General features: G+C 65.9%; 11 protein-coding genes. 2 read left to right on the forward strand and 9 right to left on the reverse strand.

Annotated features, from left to right (window positions below; translation table 11 throughout):
• Positions 1-61 precede the first annotated feature (61 nt).
• The 9 genes from mgrA to glmS form a co-directional block, all read right to left on the reverse strand.
• Positions 62-1,099: an L-glyceraldehyde 3-phosphate reductase gene (gene mgrA, locus AC1MCD_RS13910; RefSeq protein WP_498672812.1), complete on the reverse strand. Its 1,038-nt coding sequence runs from the start codon at positions 1,097-1,099 to the stop codon at positions 62-64.
• A gap of 92 nt (positions 1,100-1,191) precedes the next feature.
• Entirely contained in the window at positions 1,192-2,961 is a 1,770-nt protein-coding gene (gene treZ, locus AC1MCD_RS13915; RefSeq protein ID WP_498672814.1) for a malto-oligosyltrehalose trehalohydrolase, read from the reverse strand.
• On the reverse strand, positions 2,958-5,285 hold the full coding sequence (gene treY / locus AC1MCD_RS13920) for a malto-oligosyltrehalose synthase (RefSeq protein ID WP_498672816.1): 2,328 nt from the start codon (positions 5,283-5,285) through the stop codon (positions 2,958-2,960). The genes treZ and treY overlap by 4 nt, the downstream gene beginning before the upstream one ends.
• Entirely contained in the window at positions 5,282-7,540 is a 2,259-nt protein-coding gene (glgX, locus tag AC1MCD_RS13925) for a glycogen debranching protein GlgX (RefSeq protein WP_498678352.1), read from the reverse strand. The genes treY and glgX overlap by 4 nt, the downstream gene beginning before the upstream one ends.
• Before the next feature lie 171 nt (positions 7,541-7,711).
• Entirely contained in the window at positions 7,712-8,056 is a 345-nt protein-coding gene (locus AC1MCD_RS13930) for a hypothetical protein (protein ID WP_498672818.1), read from the reverse strand.
• On the reverse strand, positions 8,029-10,287 hold the full coding sequence (locus AC1MCD_RS13935) for a hypothetical protein (RefSeq protein WP_498672820.1): 2,259 nt from the start codon (positions 10,285-10,287) through the stop codon (positions 8,029-8,031). Before AC1MCD_RS13935 ends, AC1MCD_RS13930 begins: the two co-directional genes overlap by 28 nt.
• A 353-nt stretch (positions 10,288-10,640) precedes the next feature.
• Entirely contained in the window at positions 10,641-12,179 is a 1,539-nt protein-coding gene (locus tag AC1MCD_RS13940; protein ID WP_498672822.1) for an NAD(P)H-hydrate epimerase, read from the reverse strand.
• A 36-nt stretch (positions 12,180-12,215) separates the two neighbouring features.
• A complete protein-coding gene (locus tag AC1MCD_RS13945; protein ID WP_190987278.1) occupies positions 12,216-12,563 on the reverse strand; it encodes a holo-ACP synthase in 348 nt (115 codons plus the stop codon).
• Positions 12,564-12,683: 120 nt separating this feature from the next.
• Positions 12,684-14,576, reverse strand: a complete 1,893-nt coding sequence (gene glmS, locus AC1MCD_RS13950; protein WP_498672824.1) for a glutamine--fructose-6-phosphate transaminase (isomerizing) — start codon at positions 14,574-14,576, stop codon at positions 12,684-12,686.
• A gap of 88 nt (positions 14,577-14,664) precedes the next feature.
• On the opposite strand from glmS, the gene coaA reads away from it, so the two are divergent.
• A complete protein-coding gene (coaA, locus tag AC1MCD_RS13955; protein ID WP_275212272.1) occupies positions 14,665-15,630 on the forward strand; it encodes a type I pantothenate kinase in 966 nt (321 codons plus the stop codon).
• 5 nt (positions 15,631-15,635) lie between these two features.
• Positions 15,636-16,514, forward strand: a complete 879-nt coding sequence (locus AC1MCD_RS13960) for a M15 family metallopeptidase (protein WP_498672827.1) — start codon at positions 15,636-15,638, stop codon at positions 16,512-16,514.
• Positions 16,515-16,602 lie beyond the last annotated feature (88 nt).

Below are 16,602 nucleotides of genomic sequence, written 5' to 3' on the forward strand. Positions count from 1 at the left end.
ACCCAACCACGCGGGGGCCGGGATTGTTCCCGGCCCCCGCAACGTCGAAAGTGCAGTTAGGTTACTTCTGCTTCCAGAGGTTGATGTCCGATTCCACGGCGAACTCGTCGATGGCCTGCAGTTCGTCGTCCGTGAAATCAAGGTTGTTGACGGCTGCGAGGCTGTCTTCGAGCTGCCGGACGCTGGAAGCGCCAACGAGGGCGGAGGTCACCGAAGAGCCCTTGCCCTGCTCGCGCAGGATCCAGGCAACCGCCAACTGCGCCAGCGTCTGGCCCCGGCCTTCCGCAATAGCGTTAAGCCCGCGGATCCGGTCAAGGTTCTCGTCCGTGATCATGCCCTGGTCCAGGGACTTGTCCTGCGCCGCGCGCGAATCGGCGGGCACCCCCTTGAGGTAGCGGTCAGTGAGCATCCCTTGGGCGAGCGGCGAGAACGCGATGGAGCCCGCGCCCACCTGGTCAAGAGCCTCATACAGGTTGGGCGAGCCGTTCTCGGTCCAGCGGTTCAGCATGGAGTAGCTCGGCTGGTGGATCAGCAGCGGCGTGCCCAGTTCCTTCAGGATCCGCGCCGCTTCCAGGGTCTGCTCCGAGGTGTAGGACGAGATGCCGGCGTAGAGCGCCTTGCCTGAACGCACCGCCTGGTCCAGCGCGCCCATAGTCTCTTCCATCGGCGTTTCCGGGTCCGGGCGGTGGCTGTAGAAGATGTCTACGTAGTCCAGGCCCATGCGCTGCAGCGACTGGTCCAGGCTGGCCAGCAGGTACTTGCGGGAGCCAAAGTTGCCGTACGGTCCGGGCCACATGTCGTAGCCCGCCTTGCTGGAGATGATGAGTTCGTCGCGGTACGGCTTGAAGTCGTCTTTGAAGTGCCGGCCGAAGTTGGTTTCGGCTGCGCCGTAGGGCGGACCGTAGTTGTTGGCGAGGTCGAAGTGGGTGACGCCCAGATCGAAGGCGCGGCGCAGGATGGCGCGCTGCACTTCGAAGGGCTTGTCGTCACCGAAGTTGTGCCAGAGTCCCAGTGAGATGGCCGGGAGCTTCAGACCGCTGCGTCCGACGCGGCGGTAGGGCATGGATTCATAACGGTTTTCCGCGGCTGAATAAGTCATACGTTCTATCCTGCCACCTGTGACGCAGGCAACAGGACAGGAGGCCGGTGTTACGCCGCGGGCTGACAGAAGCCAGCCCGCGGCCAATCACCCTAGACCTGCACGATGACGGCACTCCATGCCGGGAGGCTGAGCGAGCCGCCCTCCGGCCGCGCAGTGTCATCGGTGCTGAGCAGAACCGTTCCGCCGGCGTTCTCCAGCCGAACCGGCTCCGCAGAGAAGTTCAGCAGCACTTCCACGCGCCCGCGCCGGAAACGCAGCCAGCCGGCGTCGTCGTCGAACGTGACGTCAGTTTCCGCGAACCCCAACCCGGCCAGTTCGGGATGCTCGCGCCGAAGCGCGGTCAGGGACCGGTACAGCGACAGGAGACGCGCGTGGTCACCGCTGTCAGCTTCCGCCCAGTCGAGCTTGGAGCGGCGGAACGTTTCGGGATCCTGCGGATCGGGCACGACGGCGGGATCCCACCCCATGCGCTCGAACTCGCGGATCCTGCCCTCCGCCGTCGCCTTGCCCAGCTCCGGTTCGGGGTGCGAGGTAAAGAACTGCCACGGCGTGGTGGCGCCATATTCCTCACCCATAAACAGCATGGGCGTGAACGGCGAGGTCAGCGTCAGCACCGCGGCCACAGCGAGCGGACCGTACCCCAAAGACTGGGACAGCCTGTCCCCCACAGCGCGGTTGCCGATTTGATCGTGGTTCTGGCTGCACACCACCAAGGCTGCGGGGTGGACCAGCGAGCCATTGATGGGCCGGCCGTGGTGGCGTCCGCGGAAGCTGGAGTAGCTGCCGTCGTGCAGGAAGCCGTCCTTGAGGACCTTGGCCAGCACGCCGAGGGACGCGAAGTCGGAGTAGTACCCGGTGGTCTCGCCGGTGACGTTGACGTGCACGGCGTGGTGGAAGTCGTCGCTCCACTGCCCGGCGAGGCCGTAGCCGTTGGCCTCGCGGGGGTAGATCAGCCGCGGATCGTTCAGGTCCGACTCGGCAATCAGCGTCTTCGGCAGCCCGGTCTCGGCCGAGATGGCATCGCCCAGCGCTCCGAGGTCCTCCAGCAGGTGCACGGCGCGCTCGTCACGGAGCGCGTGGACGGCGTCCAGCCGCAGGCCGTCCACGTGGTAGTCGCGGAGCCACAGGGCAGCGTTGTCCAGGATGTATTCACGCACGACGTCGGAGCCCGGGCCATCGAGGTTGACCGCGTCCCCCCACGTGTTGGCGTCGCCCTGCTTCAGATAGGGGCCGAACTTGGGCAGGTAGTTCCCGCTGGGGCCCAGGTGGTTATAAACCACGTCCTGGATGACGCCCACCCCGGCAGCGTGGGCGGCGTCCACAAACCCCTGGTAGGCGGCAGGCCCGCCGTAGCCTTCGTGCACGGCAAACCACTGCACGCCGTCGTAGCCCCAGTTGTGGGTTCCGTTGAACCCGTTGACCGGCAGCAGTTCCACAAAATCGACACCAAGCTCCGCGAGGTAGCCGAGTTTGCCGGCCGCCGCGTCCAAGGTCCCCTCGGGGGTAAAGGTTCCCACGTGGAGCTCGTAAATAACCGAGCCGCGCAGTTCCTTCCCCTGCCAACCGGAGTCCTGCCAGGCGTGGGCGGCGGGATCGTAGGTCCGGGACAGGGCATGGACGCCGTCAGGGAGCCGCCGTGACCGGGGGTCCGGCAGCGGCTCGGTTTCGCCGTCGAGCAGGTAGCCGTAGTCCACCTCGGCGTCCGCGGGGGCGTCCGGCGCGGACCACCAGCCTTCCGCGCCGGGGGCGGCGGCCACCTGCTTCATCGGGTACTGCTGCCCGTTGGCGAGCAGGACCACCGCTGAGGTGTCCGGCGCCCAGACATCGAACCGTTCGGATCCTGCATTGATCAGGGTCATGCGTTTTCTCCATCCACCGGCACCAGCAAAGCCACCGGGTAGGTACCCAGGACAGCGGCCACCGAAACGGTACCGGCCCCGTAGCTGGTTCCGGTGAGCTCATCCTTCATCGCGGTGGGGAGTTCGACGGCGGTGTCCCGCCACCCGCCGTCGCGTTCCAGTCCCAGGGGGAGCCTGGTGGCGAAGGTGATGATCCCGGACGCGCCCTCCCCGCCGCGGTGGAACGCCAGCAGATGCTGCGCCGCCGCGCCGGATGCGGTCAGCGGGCTGTAGCCCTGGAAGAGTTCGGGCCGGTCGCGGCGAAGCCGCAATGCGCGGGAGGTCACCAGCAGCTTGCTGGCTTCGGTACCCGCCGCAGGTAGGGTGCCGGCGTCGATCGCTGCCAACTCCCTGACCCGCAGGGCAAAGTCAACCGGCCGCCGGTTGTCCGGGTCGGTCAGCGACCGCTCCCAGAACTCGGACCCCTGGTACACGTCCGGCACGCCGGGCATGGTCAGCTGGATGATCTTGGCCGCGAGTGAGTTGGCCGCGGCGGCGGCGTCGATCCGCGCCACGAAGTCCTCCACCACCCGGGTGACCCGGGCGTCGTCGAACGCCGCGTCAACAGCGGCCTTGACGCTCGCTTCGAACTTTTCGTCCGGGTTCGTCCAGGTGGTGGAATTGCCCGCCTCACGGGCAGCCTTCTCCGCGTAGCCCTGCAGGCGTTCCCGCGAAGCCGGCCAGGCGCCGACCACGGCCTGCCACAGCAGGTTCTCGAACGGGCCGTCGGGGATCGGGGCCAATTCGCGGAGGGTGTTCAGGGTTGCCGTCCACTCCTCCGGGACTTCGGAGATGACCGAGATCCGGGCACGGGCGTCCTCGCTGCGCTTGGTGTCGTGCGTGGACAGGGTGGTCATGGAGAGGGGCAATTCCTCCTGCCGGCGTTTCATCCGGTGGTGGAATTCCTCCGCGGGCAACGAGAACTCAGTGGGTTCCGCCCCTACCTCGGTCAGCGTGCCCAGCCGCGTGTAACGGTAGAACGCCGTGTCCTCCACGCCCTTGGCCATGACCATCCCCGAAGTCTGCTGGAAGCGCACGGCTATGGGGTTGGCGGGGTCAAGCAGCAGCGGCAGGAGCGTCTCCACAGCCGCGGCGAGATCGGGACGGTGCTCCGCCGCCGACCCGCAGGCTTCCTTCAGGATCTCCGCCCCCGCCGGCAGGTACGTGCGGTAGACGGGGAAGGAAGCAATGATTTCGGCGATGGCATCCGCCGTGACGTTCAGGGCAAGCCCGTGCGAAGCGGGCACCAGGCGCGCCAGCCGCAGCACCTCGGCCCGCAGGATGCCGTCCGCGATCATCCGTTTGGTGCCGCGGATCATCTCCGCGTAGTCGGCCGGTGCGCCGGTTCCCCGCAGGGCGGCGTCCAGCGCGTCAAGGTCCGGTGCGCCCGAAGGGTCCACGAGGACCCGGTCCACGTCCGCCAGGGCGTCGTAGCCGGTGGTGCCCTCGCAGGCAAAATCGCCCGGAAGCTCCTCCCCCGGCTCCAGGATCTTCTCCACCAGGACGTACGCGCCGCCGCTGACTTCCTTAAGCCAGCGCAGGTACCCGGCAGGATCTGCCAGGCCATCGGGATGGTCCACGCGGAGCCCGTCCACCAGGCCCTCAGAGAACCAGCGTTTCACTTCGGCATGGGCCTGGTCGAAAACCCACCGGTCCTCCACCCGGATGCCCGCCAGCGTGGTGACGGCGAAGAAGCGCCGGTAGTTCAGCTCGGCATCCGCGCGGCGCCAGTCCATCAGCTCATAGTGCTGGCGGCTGTGGACATCCTGCGCCGAATCGCCCTCGGAATACGAGCCCGCTGCGAGCGGAAAGCGATGGTCGTAGTACCGGAGCTCCCCGTCCCTGATTTCGAGCTGGTCCAGGTCCGCGTCCGAGCCCAGCATCGGGAGGCGGACCTTGCCGCTTCCCAGCTCCCAGTCGACGTCGAACGCTTCCGCGTAAGGCGAGCCGCGGCCCTCCCGGAGGAGCGACCACCACCAGGGGTTCTGCGCCGGCGAGGCCACACCCACATGGTTGGGGACAATGTCCACCAACACGCCCATGCCATGGGCGCGGGCAGCCTTGGAAAGCGCCCGCAGCCCTGCAGGGCCTCCCCGGTCCGGATCCACCGACGACGGATCCGTCACGTCATAGCCGTGATCGGACCCGCGTTCGGCGGTCAGGATCGGAGAGAGGTAGACCCAGTCGGCGCCCAGTGACTTCAGGTATGGAACCGTTTCGGCAGCGTCAAAGAGCGTGAAGCTGCTGCGGATCTGGAACCGGTAAGTGGACGCCGGAGCCTTCACTTAGCCTCACCCTTCGGCTTGCTGACCTTCTTTGTCTTCTTGGGCTCCGGCACGGTGGGCGTACTCAGGGCGGCGGTTTCCGCGGTGGCGGTCTGCGACAGCGCGGCAAGCGACGCGGCCACGGAGTGGTCCGGTTCGGTCTCCTCCAGCATGTGGGCACGGAGCACCACCAGGGACTTCGCAGCGACCGGCAGTGCTTCACCGGCTTTGACCGGTTCTGTATCGGCATTGTGGCCGGCGGTGTCGATGATGATGTCCCAGGCGGGCGCGTATTCGTCGTTCGGGAGCGTGAAGTTCACAATGTCGTCGTGGGCGTTGAAGTACAGGACGAAGTTGACGTCCGTGATGCGGCGGCCGCGGACGTCCTTGCCCTGGATGCCGTCGCCGTTGAGGAACACACCGACGGAACGGCCAAAGCCGCTGTCCCAGGCTTCCGGCTTCATGGTTTCGCCGGAGGGGTCCAGCCATACGATGTCCGGCAGCCGCTCGCCTTCGCCTCGCAGCACTGGGCGGCCGTCGAAGAACCGGCTTCGGCGGAAGGTGGGGTGCTTGGCGCGAAGCGCGTTGACCGCGGAAGTGAATTCAACGAGGGGCTGGTCGATGCTGTCCCAGTTGATCCAGGTCAGTTCAGAGTCCTGGCAGTAGCCGTTGTTGTTGCCTTGCTGGGTGCGGCCCAGTTCGTCGCCGTGCAGCAGCATGGGCACACCCTGGGACAGCAGCAGCGAGGCGATGAAGTTCCGCTGCTGGCGGGCGCGCATCCCGAGGACAGCCGGATCGTCGGTGGGGCCTTCGGCACCGCAGTTCCAGGACCGGTTGTGGGATTCGCCGTCGTTGTTGTCCTCGCCGTTGGCGTCGTTGTGCTTCTCGTTGTAGGAGACCAGGTCCGCGAGGGTGAAGCCGTCGTGCGCGGTGACGAAGTTGATGGACGCCACGGGGCGGCGGCCGGAGTGCTCGTACAGGTCGGCGGAGCCGGTGATGCGGGACGCGAATTCGCCGAGGGTGGCCGGCTCCCCGCGCCAGAAGTCCCGGACAGTGTCGCGGTACTTTCCGTTCCATTCCGTCCACTGCGGCGGGAAGTTGCCCACTTGGTAACCGCCGGGGCCGACGTCCCATGGCTCGGCAATCAGCTTGACCTGGGAAACCACCGGGTCCTGCTGGATGAGTTCGAAGAACGTGGAGAGCTTGTCCACGTCATAGAACTCGCGGGCCAGGGTGGAGGCGAGGTCGAACCGGAAGCCGTCCACGTGCATCTCGGTGACCCAGTAACGCAGCGAGTCCATGAGCAACTGGAGGGAGTGGGGCTGCCGGACGTTGAGCGAGTTGCCCGTGCCCGTGTAGTCCATGTAGTGCTTCTCGTCGCCCTCCATGAGGCGGTAGTACGACTGGTTGTCGATGCCCTTGAAGGACAGGGTGGGGCCCAGGTGGTTGCCTTCGGCGGTGTGGTTGTACACCACGTCCAGGATCACTTCGATGCCGGCCCGGTGCAGCGAGCGGACCATGGCCTTGAAGTCCTGGACCTGCTGGCCGGTGTCGCCGGTGGAGCTGTAGGTGTTCTGCGGGGCGAAGAAGCCGATGGTGTTGTAGCCCCAGTAGTTGTTCAGGCCCTTGTCCTGCAGGGTTCCGTCGTTGACGAACTGGTGCACCGGCATCAGTTCGATGGCGGTGACGCCCAGCTTCTGGAGGTGTGAGATGACGGACGGGTGCGCGACGCCGGCGTAGGTGCCGCGCTGCTCCTCGGGGATCTCGGGGTGGAGCTGGGTGAGGCCCTTGACGTGGGCTTCGTAAATGACCGACTTGTGGTACGGGACGCGGGGCAGGTGGTCGCCGTCCCAGTCGAAGAACGGGTTGATGACCACGCCCATCATCATGTGCGGCGCGGAATCGTCGTTGTTGATGGTGTCCGGCTCTTCGCCCAGGTTGTAGGTGAAGAGTGCGGGGTCCCAGTCGATCTGGCCGTGCACGGCCTTGGCGTACGGGTCCAGGAGCAATTTGTTCGGGTTGAACCGGTTGCCGGATTCGGGATCGTAAGGACCGTGGACGCGGTAGCCATACTTCTGGCCGGGCTGGACCTGCGGGACGTAGCCGTGCCACACGTAGCCGTCCACTTCATCCAGGCTGAACCGCGTTTCCACGCCGTCGTCATCGAAGAGGCACAGTTCCACCTTTTCGGCGCGTTCGCTGAACAGCGCAAAGTTTGTGCCAGTACCGTCAAAAGTGGCGCCAAGCGGATAAGCCGTTCCGGGCCAGATTTCCATCATGCGTGCTCCTCATTGTTGTTCGACATCGGGGCGGGCGAAATCATCGCCTCGCCACCCAGCCGGTGCAGAACCTATGCCTACGGTAGCGGGTGGGTGTGACTATTACGTTTCTAGCCCCGCGTTTACTAAGCAGGCTGACTTTACCGCAAACCTCTGCTATGGCAGCAATCAGCCGTCAGCGCGCCGCCGGCGCTGGCGCGACCGCGAGCAGGAAAGCGCGGCCGGCCAAGAACGTTTGCATGGCCAATCGGCGAGCATTTCCTCGCGGACCTTGGAGTAGGTGGTGGTCGCGGTGTAGTTGCCGTGGGTTGCCACCACAAACTGGGAATGCTTGGGCTCAGTTTCCACGGCATAAACGTCAAGGTCGTTGTCCTGGCCGGAATGGGCGTAGGCCGGAAACCCCAGATAGTCGGTCCTCCGCCAAATGTTCTTCCAAACCGGGGATGTCTGCTCCTTATCTGGGCCGCAGAGGAGAGCGATGAGGGTCAGATCCGCCGACCCGGGCTCCAGCACTTCCCGTTCCCTTGCCTTCTTCCACGGATCTGCCGAAAACAGGCCCGGTCCCCGGGTTGGGCAGTTGCCAAGAACGTCAGGGCCGAACAATTCCGGGAAGAACCGGCCGAAGTACGGGCGCAGCTGGACGCCATAGGTGAGCAGGCGGATCCGGCAGAAGTCCAGGTCCGGTCTGCTTGCTTTGAGATGGAAGATCGCGGCGATGGCCACAACTGCGCCGAGGCTGTGCGCGACATCAGCACCCTGTTATTCCGTCCCGCGCCCGCCTGCGGATCAATCCAGTCGCTAATGCGCCGTGCAAGCTCGGGAACCACGCGGTTGGAATAACTGGGGGCGCCGAACGGGTGGGCGGCATTGGGAAGAAAGCACATGATGTCCCAGAGGATGGCAAGAGGCCTTTCTTCTTTGGAGGTTGCCGCATTCTTGACCATAAATGCTAAGATCAGGGTTGCCGCCAGGATGATGCCCCATCCGGAAAGATTGTTGTGGATTAAACCTGCGACAGCCTCCAACACACCGCGATTGAACGTTGAACCAGATTCGCTGCTACTCCGGAAAGCGCTGGCGGCAATCGCCAGGACGGCGGCCAGCCAAATGAGCAACGTCAGAAGCCCGAATGCGGCTTCCCCCCGCTGTGCCAATGCAGACACCCTCCGACGGTGGTAAGTCAGGTTCTGGCGTTCTCTGCCTGGCAGTTGAGCTGGCAACCCTGGATCCACATCGATGTCACTGAAGTAAGTGGGTGGTTGACGAAGCCTCGGACCCTCCCCGAAATATTCTGGAGGACGCATAGGCAGCAGACCTCCCCGGAGCACCAACCAGAGACACGCAGGCAGAACCCCAGCGAGTGACACGGTGATGCCAAGAAGGAGCAATCCTCCGGTCACGCCATAAACGGGAGGAATGTCTAAGGTCTCGTCAAGAGTCAACGAGGCACCATTCGGACCCCGCCAAAACACTTGCTGACGTGCGGGAAGATCTTTATCCATCGGCCATCCTAAAAATTCTTTGGTCCCCAGGACCAAGGCACTGGACAGAAAGAAGGCAACGAGGATTGCAGCAAACATAAAGATGCCGGGACCCCGGCCGTCCCATCCCACTTTCTTGGCGCCGTCCAGGAAAGCCAGGCGAAAGTAGAAAAAGGCCAACATGATAGTGATGAGCAGGGGAACGACCAACACAAAGTCTTCCCACTTTCCGATCGCCCACACGACCAGTACCACCGAACTTAGCGAGCTGGCAGCAGTCACCAAATAAGTCACACGTCCGCGGCGCATGAACAGCCCTGCAACCGCCAGCACCACGAGGGCAGTCAGCAACGAGAGGGAAGCCACTGATGTTCCCGCGAACATTCGGTCCTTGCCGTCAACTCCTCCTTGAGCGGAACCGAAAATCAGCTGACCAGCCGTGGCGAGCACAAGGATCCCTCCACTGACCAAGAGGACGTGTGACCACGTATTACCGGCCCCATATTCCGTGTGCGCACGCACCTCGGGGTAGAAAAACGCGACCATGATCATCGACGCCAGGAGAAGCGCGATCGACATGATCAATAGCCACACCGCCAAGCCATCCCGGCCAATCTCCACCCACAACTCCTGGATGCATTCGCCGTCTAATCTCCTTAGCACGGTTTGGCAATCGCGGGGCCACAGCGTTTCGATGTCGTCGGACAGAAGCAGCACACAAACCAAGGCAAGGCATGCCGCAATGTGAATTCTGCCAGTTGACGGGGAGACACGGGGGCGGGTCCATAAGCCGGGCGAAGCAAGAAAAGGCTTCGATTCAGAGTCCTCAGTGCCCGATGCCGGCGCTTCCTCGTTCCATTTGACCCTGGCCGGAGCGAGGTTCCTGACCACGGCCAGCTTCGCCGTCACGAAAACGGCAAGGATCGCCGCGATGGGCACCAGCGCCGCGAAGGCAAGGCGCTGACCGCGGGTCCAACCGGTCATGAAGTCCAGTGCTTCCGGCAACTGCTTGCACATGGCAATTGGCTTGCTCAGCCCGGTGGAGGGGAAACACTCCACAGCGAACAGTCCAAACGCCACAGCGCAGAACGTGGTGGTGTAAACAAGGCTGAGCAACAGTGCGAAGAGCCTGACCGTTCCGGCGCCAGTTCCGGCAGCCAGGGCACGTTTCCCCGTGCCCGGGGCCGGCAACTTCCGCGCCCAGTAAGCCGCGTTGGTCAGGGCGAAGGGGACAACAAGAAACCAGAGAGCCTGGCCAAACACGCGCCCTACGCCTTTGAGGAACGAAGACGATGGTGAACTCCTCGCCAAGTTGCCCCAGCTGTAGGCCTCGACTCGCGTCGGAGACCCAGCCGGAGGACTCTTCTCCGTCCAGAAACCACTGAGCGAATCCCGGTCGCCTACCGGCACAATCTGGTCCAGGTCACAGCCGATGAGATCGTGCGGGGCGGTGTTTTTGATTCCGTGGACGCGAAGTTCCAAGACTCGCGGACCACCGGTCTGGGGAGCCCCACTCGCCACGTTCTGCGCTGATGTTTCGGCCACGACGCCTCCCCAAAGATGTCGGCCAGCAGCGCGGCCGGTGAGCAAATCGTACGCTCACCCAAGCATCCGGTCTACACGTCCGGCCCGGCCACCAGCCTGCCCCAAACCCCCGGCACGGCGTCAGCAATCCGCCCCGCGGTTAGCGGTCCCCCGGCGGCCGCGGCGGTCCCCGCCAGGCCGTGGAGGCAGGCCCCCATCGCGGCGATCGCTGCCCAGCGCTCGTCCGGATCGATGCCCGCGTTCCGGAAGCGCCCGACGTCGGACCCCACCTGGGCGAGCAGCGCCCCGATGATCCCGGCCAGGACGTCGCCGCTCCCCGCGGTGGCGAGCCACGGCGTGCCGTCCGCTTGGCTGTAGAAGTCCTGGAAGGGCGATGCGACCAGTGTGGTGGCGCCTTTGAGGAGGACTGTCGCCTCGGTCAGCACGGCCGCCCGACGGACTGCGCCCAACGTGTTTGCCTCCACTGCGGAGCGTTCGTAGTCAGCGCCGAGCCGGTCCAGGAGCGCTGCCAACTCGCCGGCGTGCGGAGTCAGCACCACCTGCGGCGCCAGGACGTCGGGAAGGGCCGGCAGGGCACCGGCGTCGGCGATCACCGGCAGGCCCGATTCGACGGCGTCGTTGGCGCGCTGGAGCTGCTCCGAGTCGCCGGGACCCATGCCCGAACCAACCAGCCAGGCCTGGACACGGGTGTCCGCCACGGAGCCGGTGCTGCAGACCACCTCGGGGCAGGACTGGCGCACCAGGTCTGCCGCCGCGGGCGGCCCGAGGTAGCGGACCATGCCCGCACCGGCGGCCAGCGCACCCCGGCAGGCCAGTACGGCGGCGCCGGGGTAGTCGGCAGATCCCGCGACGACGCCCAGAACCCCTCGGGTGTACTTGTGTGAGCGCCTCCCGGGCCGGGGCAGCAGCCGTGCGAGGTCCAGGGGTTCAAGGCGGCGCAGGGCCGGCCAGGGAAGGTGCTCCTCGATGCCGATGGGCACCACATGGACGCGGCCCGTGTGGTCAGCGCCGGGGTCGGCCAGCAGACCTGCCTTCGCGGCGCCGAAGGTGACGGTCAGATCGGCGGAGAGCACCGGTGCGTGGGCCTCCCCGGTGTCGGCGTCCACCCCGCTGGGGATATCGCAGGCCACCACCAGCTGTTGCCCGGACCGAACGTCGGAGAGACCCTTTATCAGGCCGGCAGCCGCTCCCCGCAGCCCGCCCTGGGCGCCCGTCCCCAGCACAGCGTCAATCACGACGTCGGCACCCGCCACGTGCGCGGCGAGCTCGTGGGCGTTCCTGTCGGTGAGGAAATGCACCCGCCCGCCGGCACGCGCAAAAGCAGCCAGCGCCTCGGGGTGGGCGGAGTCCCCGGTGAGTACCGCCGTCGTACGCATTCCCCTTGCAGCGAGGAACGACGCGGCGAAGAGGCCGTCTCCCCCGTTGTTGCCTTTGCCCGCGAGGACGGCAACGCTGGCGCCGTAGAGCCGCCGGCCGTGGGTCCGCAGTTCGTGGACCACGGCGTTGGCGAGCCCGTAGGAGGCGCGCTGCATCAGGACGGCGCCCATCCCGGTGGCCAGGAGCGGCTGTTCGGCTGCCCTGATCTGAGTTCCGGTGTAGGCGCTGATCATGGGGTCAGGTCCTTGGGCGTCCCGGCGTAGGGACGCTCAGCCTTCGGCGAGGACCGTGGCGGTGGCGATCCCGCCGTCGTGGCTGATGGACACGTGCCAGCGCTTGACGCCCTTGGACTCGGCCACCGCCAGGACCGTGTCCTTCACCTGGATGGTGGGGCCGTGCTGGTCCAGGCCGATCCAGCAGTCCTGCCAGTTCATGCCGGCCGGCGCACCGAGTACTTTGGCCACCGCTTCCTTGGCCGCGAACCGGGCCGCGAGGGACCGGGTGTTCAGCTCGCGTTCCGCCGGGACGAACAGCCGGTCGCGGAGCCCCGGTGTCCGTTCAAGCTGACGGCCGAATCGCTCGATGTCTACAACGTCTACCCCAATGCCAACAATCATGGCTCTACTCTACGGTGACGCCGGGCGGCGGCGGGGCATATGACGGAAGCCCCGGCCCCAACAGGGCCGGGGCTTCCGGTTCGGTGCGGTACAACCGGCGTTGGGCCGGTCAGTCCGCGGTTACTCTACGGTGACGCTCTTGGCGAGGTTGCGCGGCTGGTCCACGTCGTAGCCCTTGGCCGCGGCCAGTTCGGCGGCGAAGATCTGCAGCGGGACGGTGGTCAGCAGCGGCATCAGCAGCGTCGGCGTCTCGGGGACGTAGAAGACGAACTCGGCGTAGGCCTTCACGGCTTCGTCGCCTTCCTCGGCGATGACCAGGGTGCGGGCGCCGCGGGCGCGGACTTCCTGGATGTTGGAGACCACCTTGGCGTGCAGCGAGTCGCGGCCGCGCGGGGACGGGACCACTACGAACACTGGCTTGCCTTCCTCGACCAGCGCGATGGGGCCGTGCTTGAGCTCGCCGGCTGCGAAGCCCTCGGCGTGGATGTACGCGATTTCCTTGAGCTTCAGCGCGCCTTCCAGTGCAACGGGGTAACCCACGTGGCGGCCTAGGAACAGGACGGACTGCTCGTTGGCCATGCTGCGGGCCAGTTCGCGCAGGGGGCCGGCGCCGTCGAGGATGGTCTGGATCTTGTCCGGGATCTTGCCCAGGTCAGCGAGGACGTCCTTGATCTGCCCGGAGAACATGTTCCCGCGCAGCTGCGCCAGGTACAGGCCCAGCAGGTAGGCTGCGGTGATCTGCGCCAGGAATGCCTTGGTGGAGGCGACGGCGATTTCCGGGCCGGCGTGGGTGTAGAGCACTGCGTCGGATTCACGCGGGATGGTGGACCCGTTCGTGTTGCAGATGGAGATGGCCTTGGCGCCCTGTTCGCGGGCGTACCGAACAGCCATCAGGGTGTCCATGGTTTCGCCGGACTGGCTGATGGAGACCACCAGGGTGTTGTCGTCCAGGATCGGGTCGCGGTAGCGGAACTCGTGCGCGAGCTCCACCTCGGTGGGGATCCGGCACCAGTTCTCGATGGCGTACTTCGCCACCGTGCCGGCGTAGGCGGCGGTGCCGCAGGCCAGCACAATGATCTTGTTGACCTTTTTGAGCTCCTCCGGGTCGATGCGGAGTTCGTCCAGGGTCAGGTTGCCGTTGAGGTCCGAGCGGCCCAGCAGGGTCTGGCGGACAGCGTCGGGCTGATCGTGGATTTCCTTCTCCATGAAGGAGCTGAAGCCGCCCTTGGTGGCCGATTCGGGATCCCAGTCAACGTGGTATTCCTTGCCCTCGGCCGGGGCGCCGAAGAAGTCCGTGATCTCCACGGAGTCGGCGGTGATGGTGACGATCTGGTCCTGGCCGAGTTCCACGGCGCGGCGGGTGTAGTCAATGAACCCGGACACGTCCGATCCCAGGAAGTTCTCGCCCTCGCCCAGGCCAACCACCAGCGGGGAGTTGCGGCGGGCAGCGACGACAACGTCCGGCTGGTCAGCGTGCACGGCGAGGAGGGTGAACGCACCCTCCAGCTGCTGGCAGGCGAGCTGCATGGCCTTGGCGAGGCCGCCGTCGGCAGCGTTGCCGTTCAGCTGGTTGCGGAAGATATCGCCGAGGAGTACGGCCGCGACCTCGGTGTCCGTTTCGGACGCGAACTTGTATCCCTTGTCCACGAGGTCCAGCTTGAGCTCGGCGAAGTTTTCGATGATGCCGTTGTGGATCAGGGCCAGCTTCCCGCCGTCGGCCAGGTGCGGGTGCGCGTTCTGGTCCGTGGGTCCGCCGTGCGTGGCCCAGCGGGTGTGGCCGATGCCGGTCATCGTCTCCGGCAGCGGGTGCTCCTCCAGCTCGGCCCGGAGGTTGCTCAGCTTGCCGGACTTCTTCCGGGACTCGATGGCCCCGTCCGAGACCATGGCAACGCCTGCGGAGTCGTAACCCCGGTATTCCAGGCGGCGCAATCCTTCAAGGACCACATCCAACGCACTGTGACCGACATTTGCCCGGCCATCAGCATGACCCACATATCCCACGATTCCACACATGCGCTACAGCTTATCGGCAGCCGGGTTGAGATCTGAACCTCGGGCGTGGCATTTCGCTCTCAGCCGCGCGCGGGGCAGAATCTCTAAAGTGACTTTGCAACGCAACGAAGCGAACGGTGAGGGTGTCTCCCCGTTCGTTGAGCTGGACCGCCAGACCTGGTCCCGGCTCGCCGCCCAGATGGAGCAGCCCCTTAACGAAGAGGACATTGTCCGTCTGCGTGGCCTCGGCGATCCCCTGGACATGAAGGAGATCCGCGAGGTCTACCTGCCGCTGTCCCGGCTCCTGCACCTTTATGTCGAGGCGGCGGGCCAGCTGCATTCGGCCACCACCACCTTCCTGGGTGAGAAGACGCAGCGCACACCGTTCGTTATCGGCGTGGCGGGGTCGGTGGCTGTGGGGAAGTCCACTATTGCCCGCGTGCTCCGGGAGATGCTGCGGCGCTGGCCCGGCACCCCGAACGTTGAGCTGATCACCACCGACGGCTTCCTTTATCCCCTGGCTGAGCTGAAGCGCCGGCAGCTGCTGGAACGCAAGGGCTTCCCCGAGTCCTACGACCGGCGTGCGCTGCTGCGTTTTGTGAGCGAGGTCAAGGGCGGTGCGGAAGAGGTCCGGGCCCCGTGGTACTCCCACGTCACCTACGACATCGTCCCCGAAAAGGAAGTGGTGGTCCGCCGCCCGGACGTGCTGATTGTGGAGGGCCTGAACGTCCTGGCCCCGGCCCGCCCGCGCCAGGACGGCAGGCAGGGCCTGGCGGTGAGTGACTTCTTCGACTTCTCCATTTATGTGGACGCCAAGACCGCCTACATCGAGGAGTGGTACGTGGAGCGGTTCCGCAGGCTCCAGAGCACGGCGTTCGCGCAGCCGGAGTCATACTTCCACCGGTACGCGTCGCTGTCCCCCAGCGAGGCCGAAAGCACGGCCCGGGACATTTGGAAGCGCATCAACGAGCCGAACCTGGAGGAAAACGTCCTCCCCACCCGTGGCCGGGCCCAGCTGGTGCTGACCAAGGACGCGGACCACTCCATCCGCCGCATGCTCCTGCGGAAGGTTTAACCCACGTGTGCCACGACTGCGTGGCCGGCTCCTCGTCCGCAGGAGCGAGCCGCCGGGCCTTCGCGCGCTTCCTCGCCGCGGGAGCTGGACTGACTGTTTTGGCAGCGTGCACGCCGGAGCCCCCGCCGGTGGCGGTGGCCCCGCCGTCGCCCGTCCCCGTTCCAACCATTACATCCGAATACACCACCCCCTCTGCCGCCGCGGTGGAAAGTACGACGGCGGCAGTTGAGACGCCTGCGCAGGTTCCCGTTCCGCCGTCGGCGGCTGCGTCATTGCCCGGGCAGTTTTCGCTGACGGATCCGGCGAGCCCCTGGGTGGTGGTGAACAAGCACCGTCCGCTGCAGCCGGCAAACTACGCGCCGGCGGACCTGGTCCAGCCGAACGTGCCGCTGGCCGTGTCCGGCGAGGCTTCTTTGCTGAACAGCACCACGGCGGCGGCTGCGGAAGCGATGTTCGCCGCGGCCGCGCGGGACGGCGTGGTCATGGTGCTCGCGAGCGGCTACCGCTCCTACGCCACGCAGGTGACCACGTACAACGGCTACGTGGCGTCGCGCGGCCAGGCGGACGCCGACACGGCCAGCGCCCGGCCGGGCTACTCGGAGCACCAGACCGGGTGGGCGTTCGACATCGGCGACGGTGGCGGGGCGTGCGGCTTCGAGCCCTGCTTCGCGGACCAGCCGGCCGCGGTGTGGGCAAAAGCGAACGGCCACCGGTTCGGCTTTGTAGTGCGGTACCCGTGGTGGCTCCACCCGATCACCGGCTACTACTACGAGCCGTGGCACCTGCGGTACATCGGAGTGGAGGCCGCCACCGACATGGCCAACCGGGGCATCAGCACTCTGGAGGAATACTTCGGGGTGGAAGCGGCGCCGGGGTACGCCTGAACGAGATACGCGCCTGTTTGGTTCCCGACACGGGCGAAGAAATTACTTTCCCGTTATGTCCGGCCTCACTGCAGTGCGCTAGCTTTGG

This window comes from Arthrobacter sp. BF1, assembly GCF_056680215.1.

What these genes read in the sequence shown, in the direction of transcription:
- mgrA (WP_498672812.1), bottom strand. Translation starts at nt 1,099, where the DNA reads ATGACTTATTCAGCCGCGGAAAACCGTTATGAATCCATGCCCTACCGC.
- treZ (WP_498672814.1), bottom strand. Translation starts at nt 2,961, where the DNA reads ATGACCCTGATCAATGCAGGATCCGAACGGTTCGATGTCTGGGCGCCG.
- glgX (WP_498678352.1), bottom strand. Translation starts at nt 7,540, where the DNA reads ATGGAAATCTGGCCCGGAACGGCTTATCCGCTTGGCGCCACTTTTGAC.
- AC1MCD_RS13940 (WP_498672822.1), bottom strand. Translation starts at nt 12,179, where the DNA reads ATGATCAGCGCCTACACCGGAACTCAGATCAGGGCAGCCGAACAGCCG.
- AC1MCD_RS13945 (WP_190987278.1), bottom strand. Translation starts at nt 12,563, where the DNA reads ATGATTGTTGGCATTGGGGTAGACGTTGTAGACATCGAGCGATTCGGC.
- glmS (WP_498672824.1), bottom strand. Translation starts at nt 14,576, where the DNA reads ATGTGTGGAATCGTGGGATATGTGGGTCATGCTGATGGCCGGGCAAAT.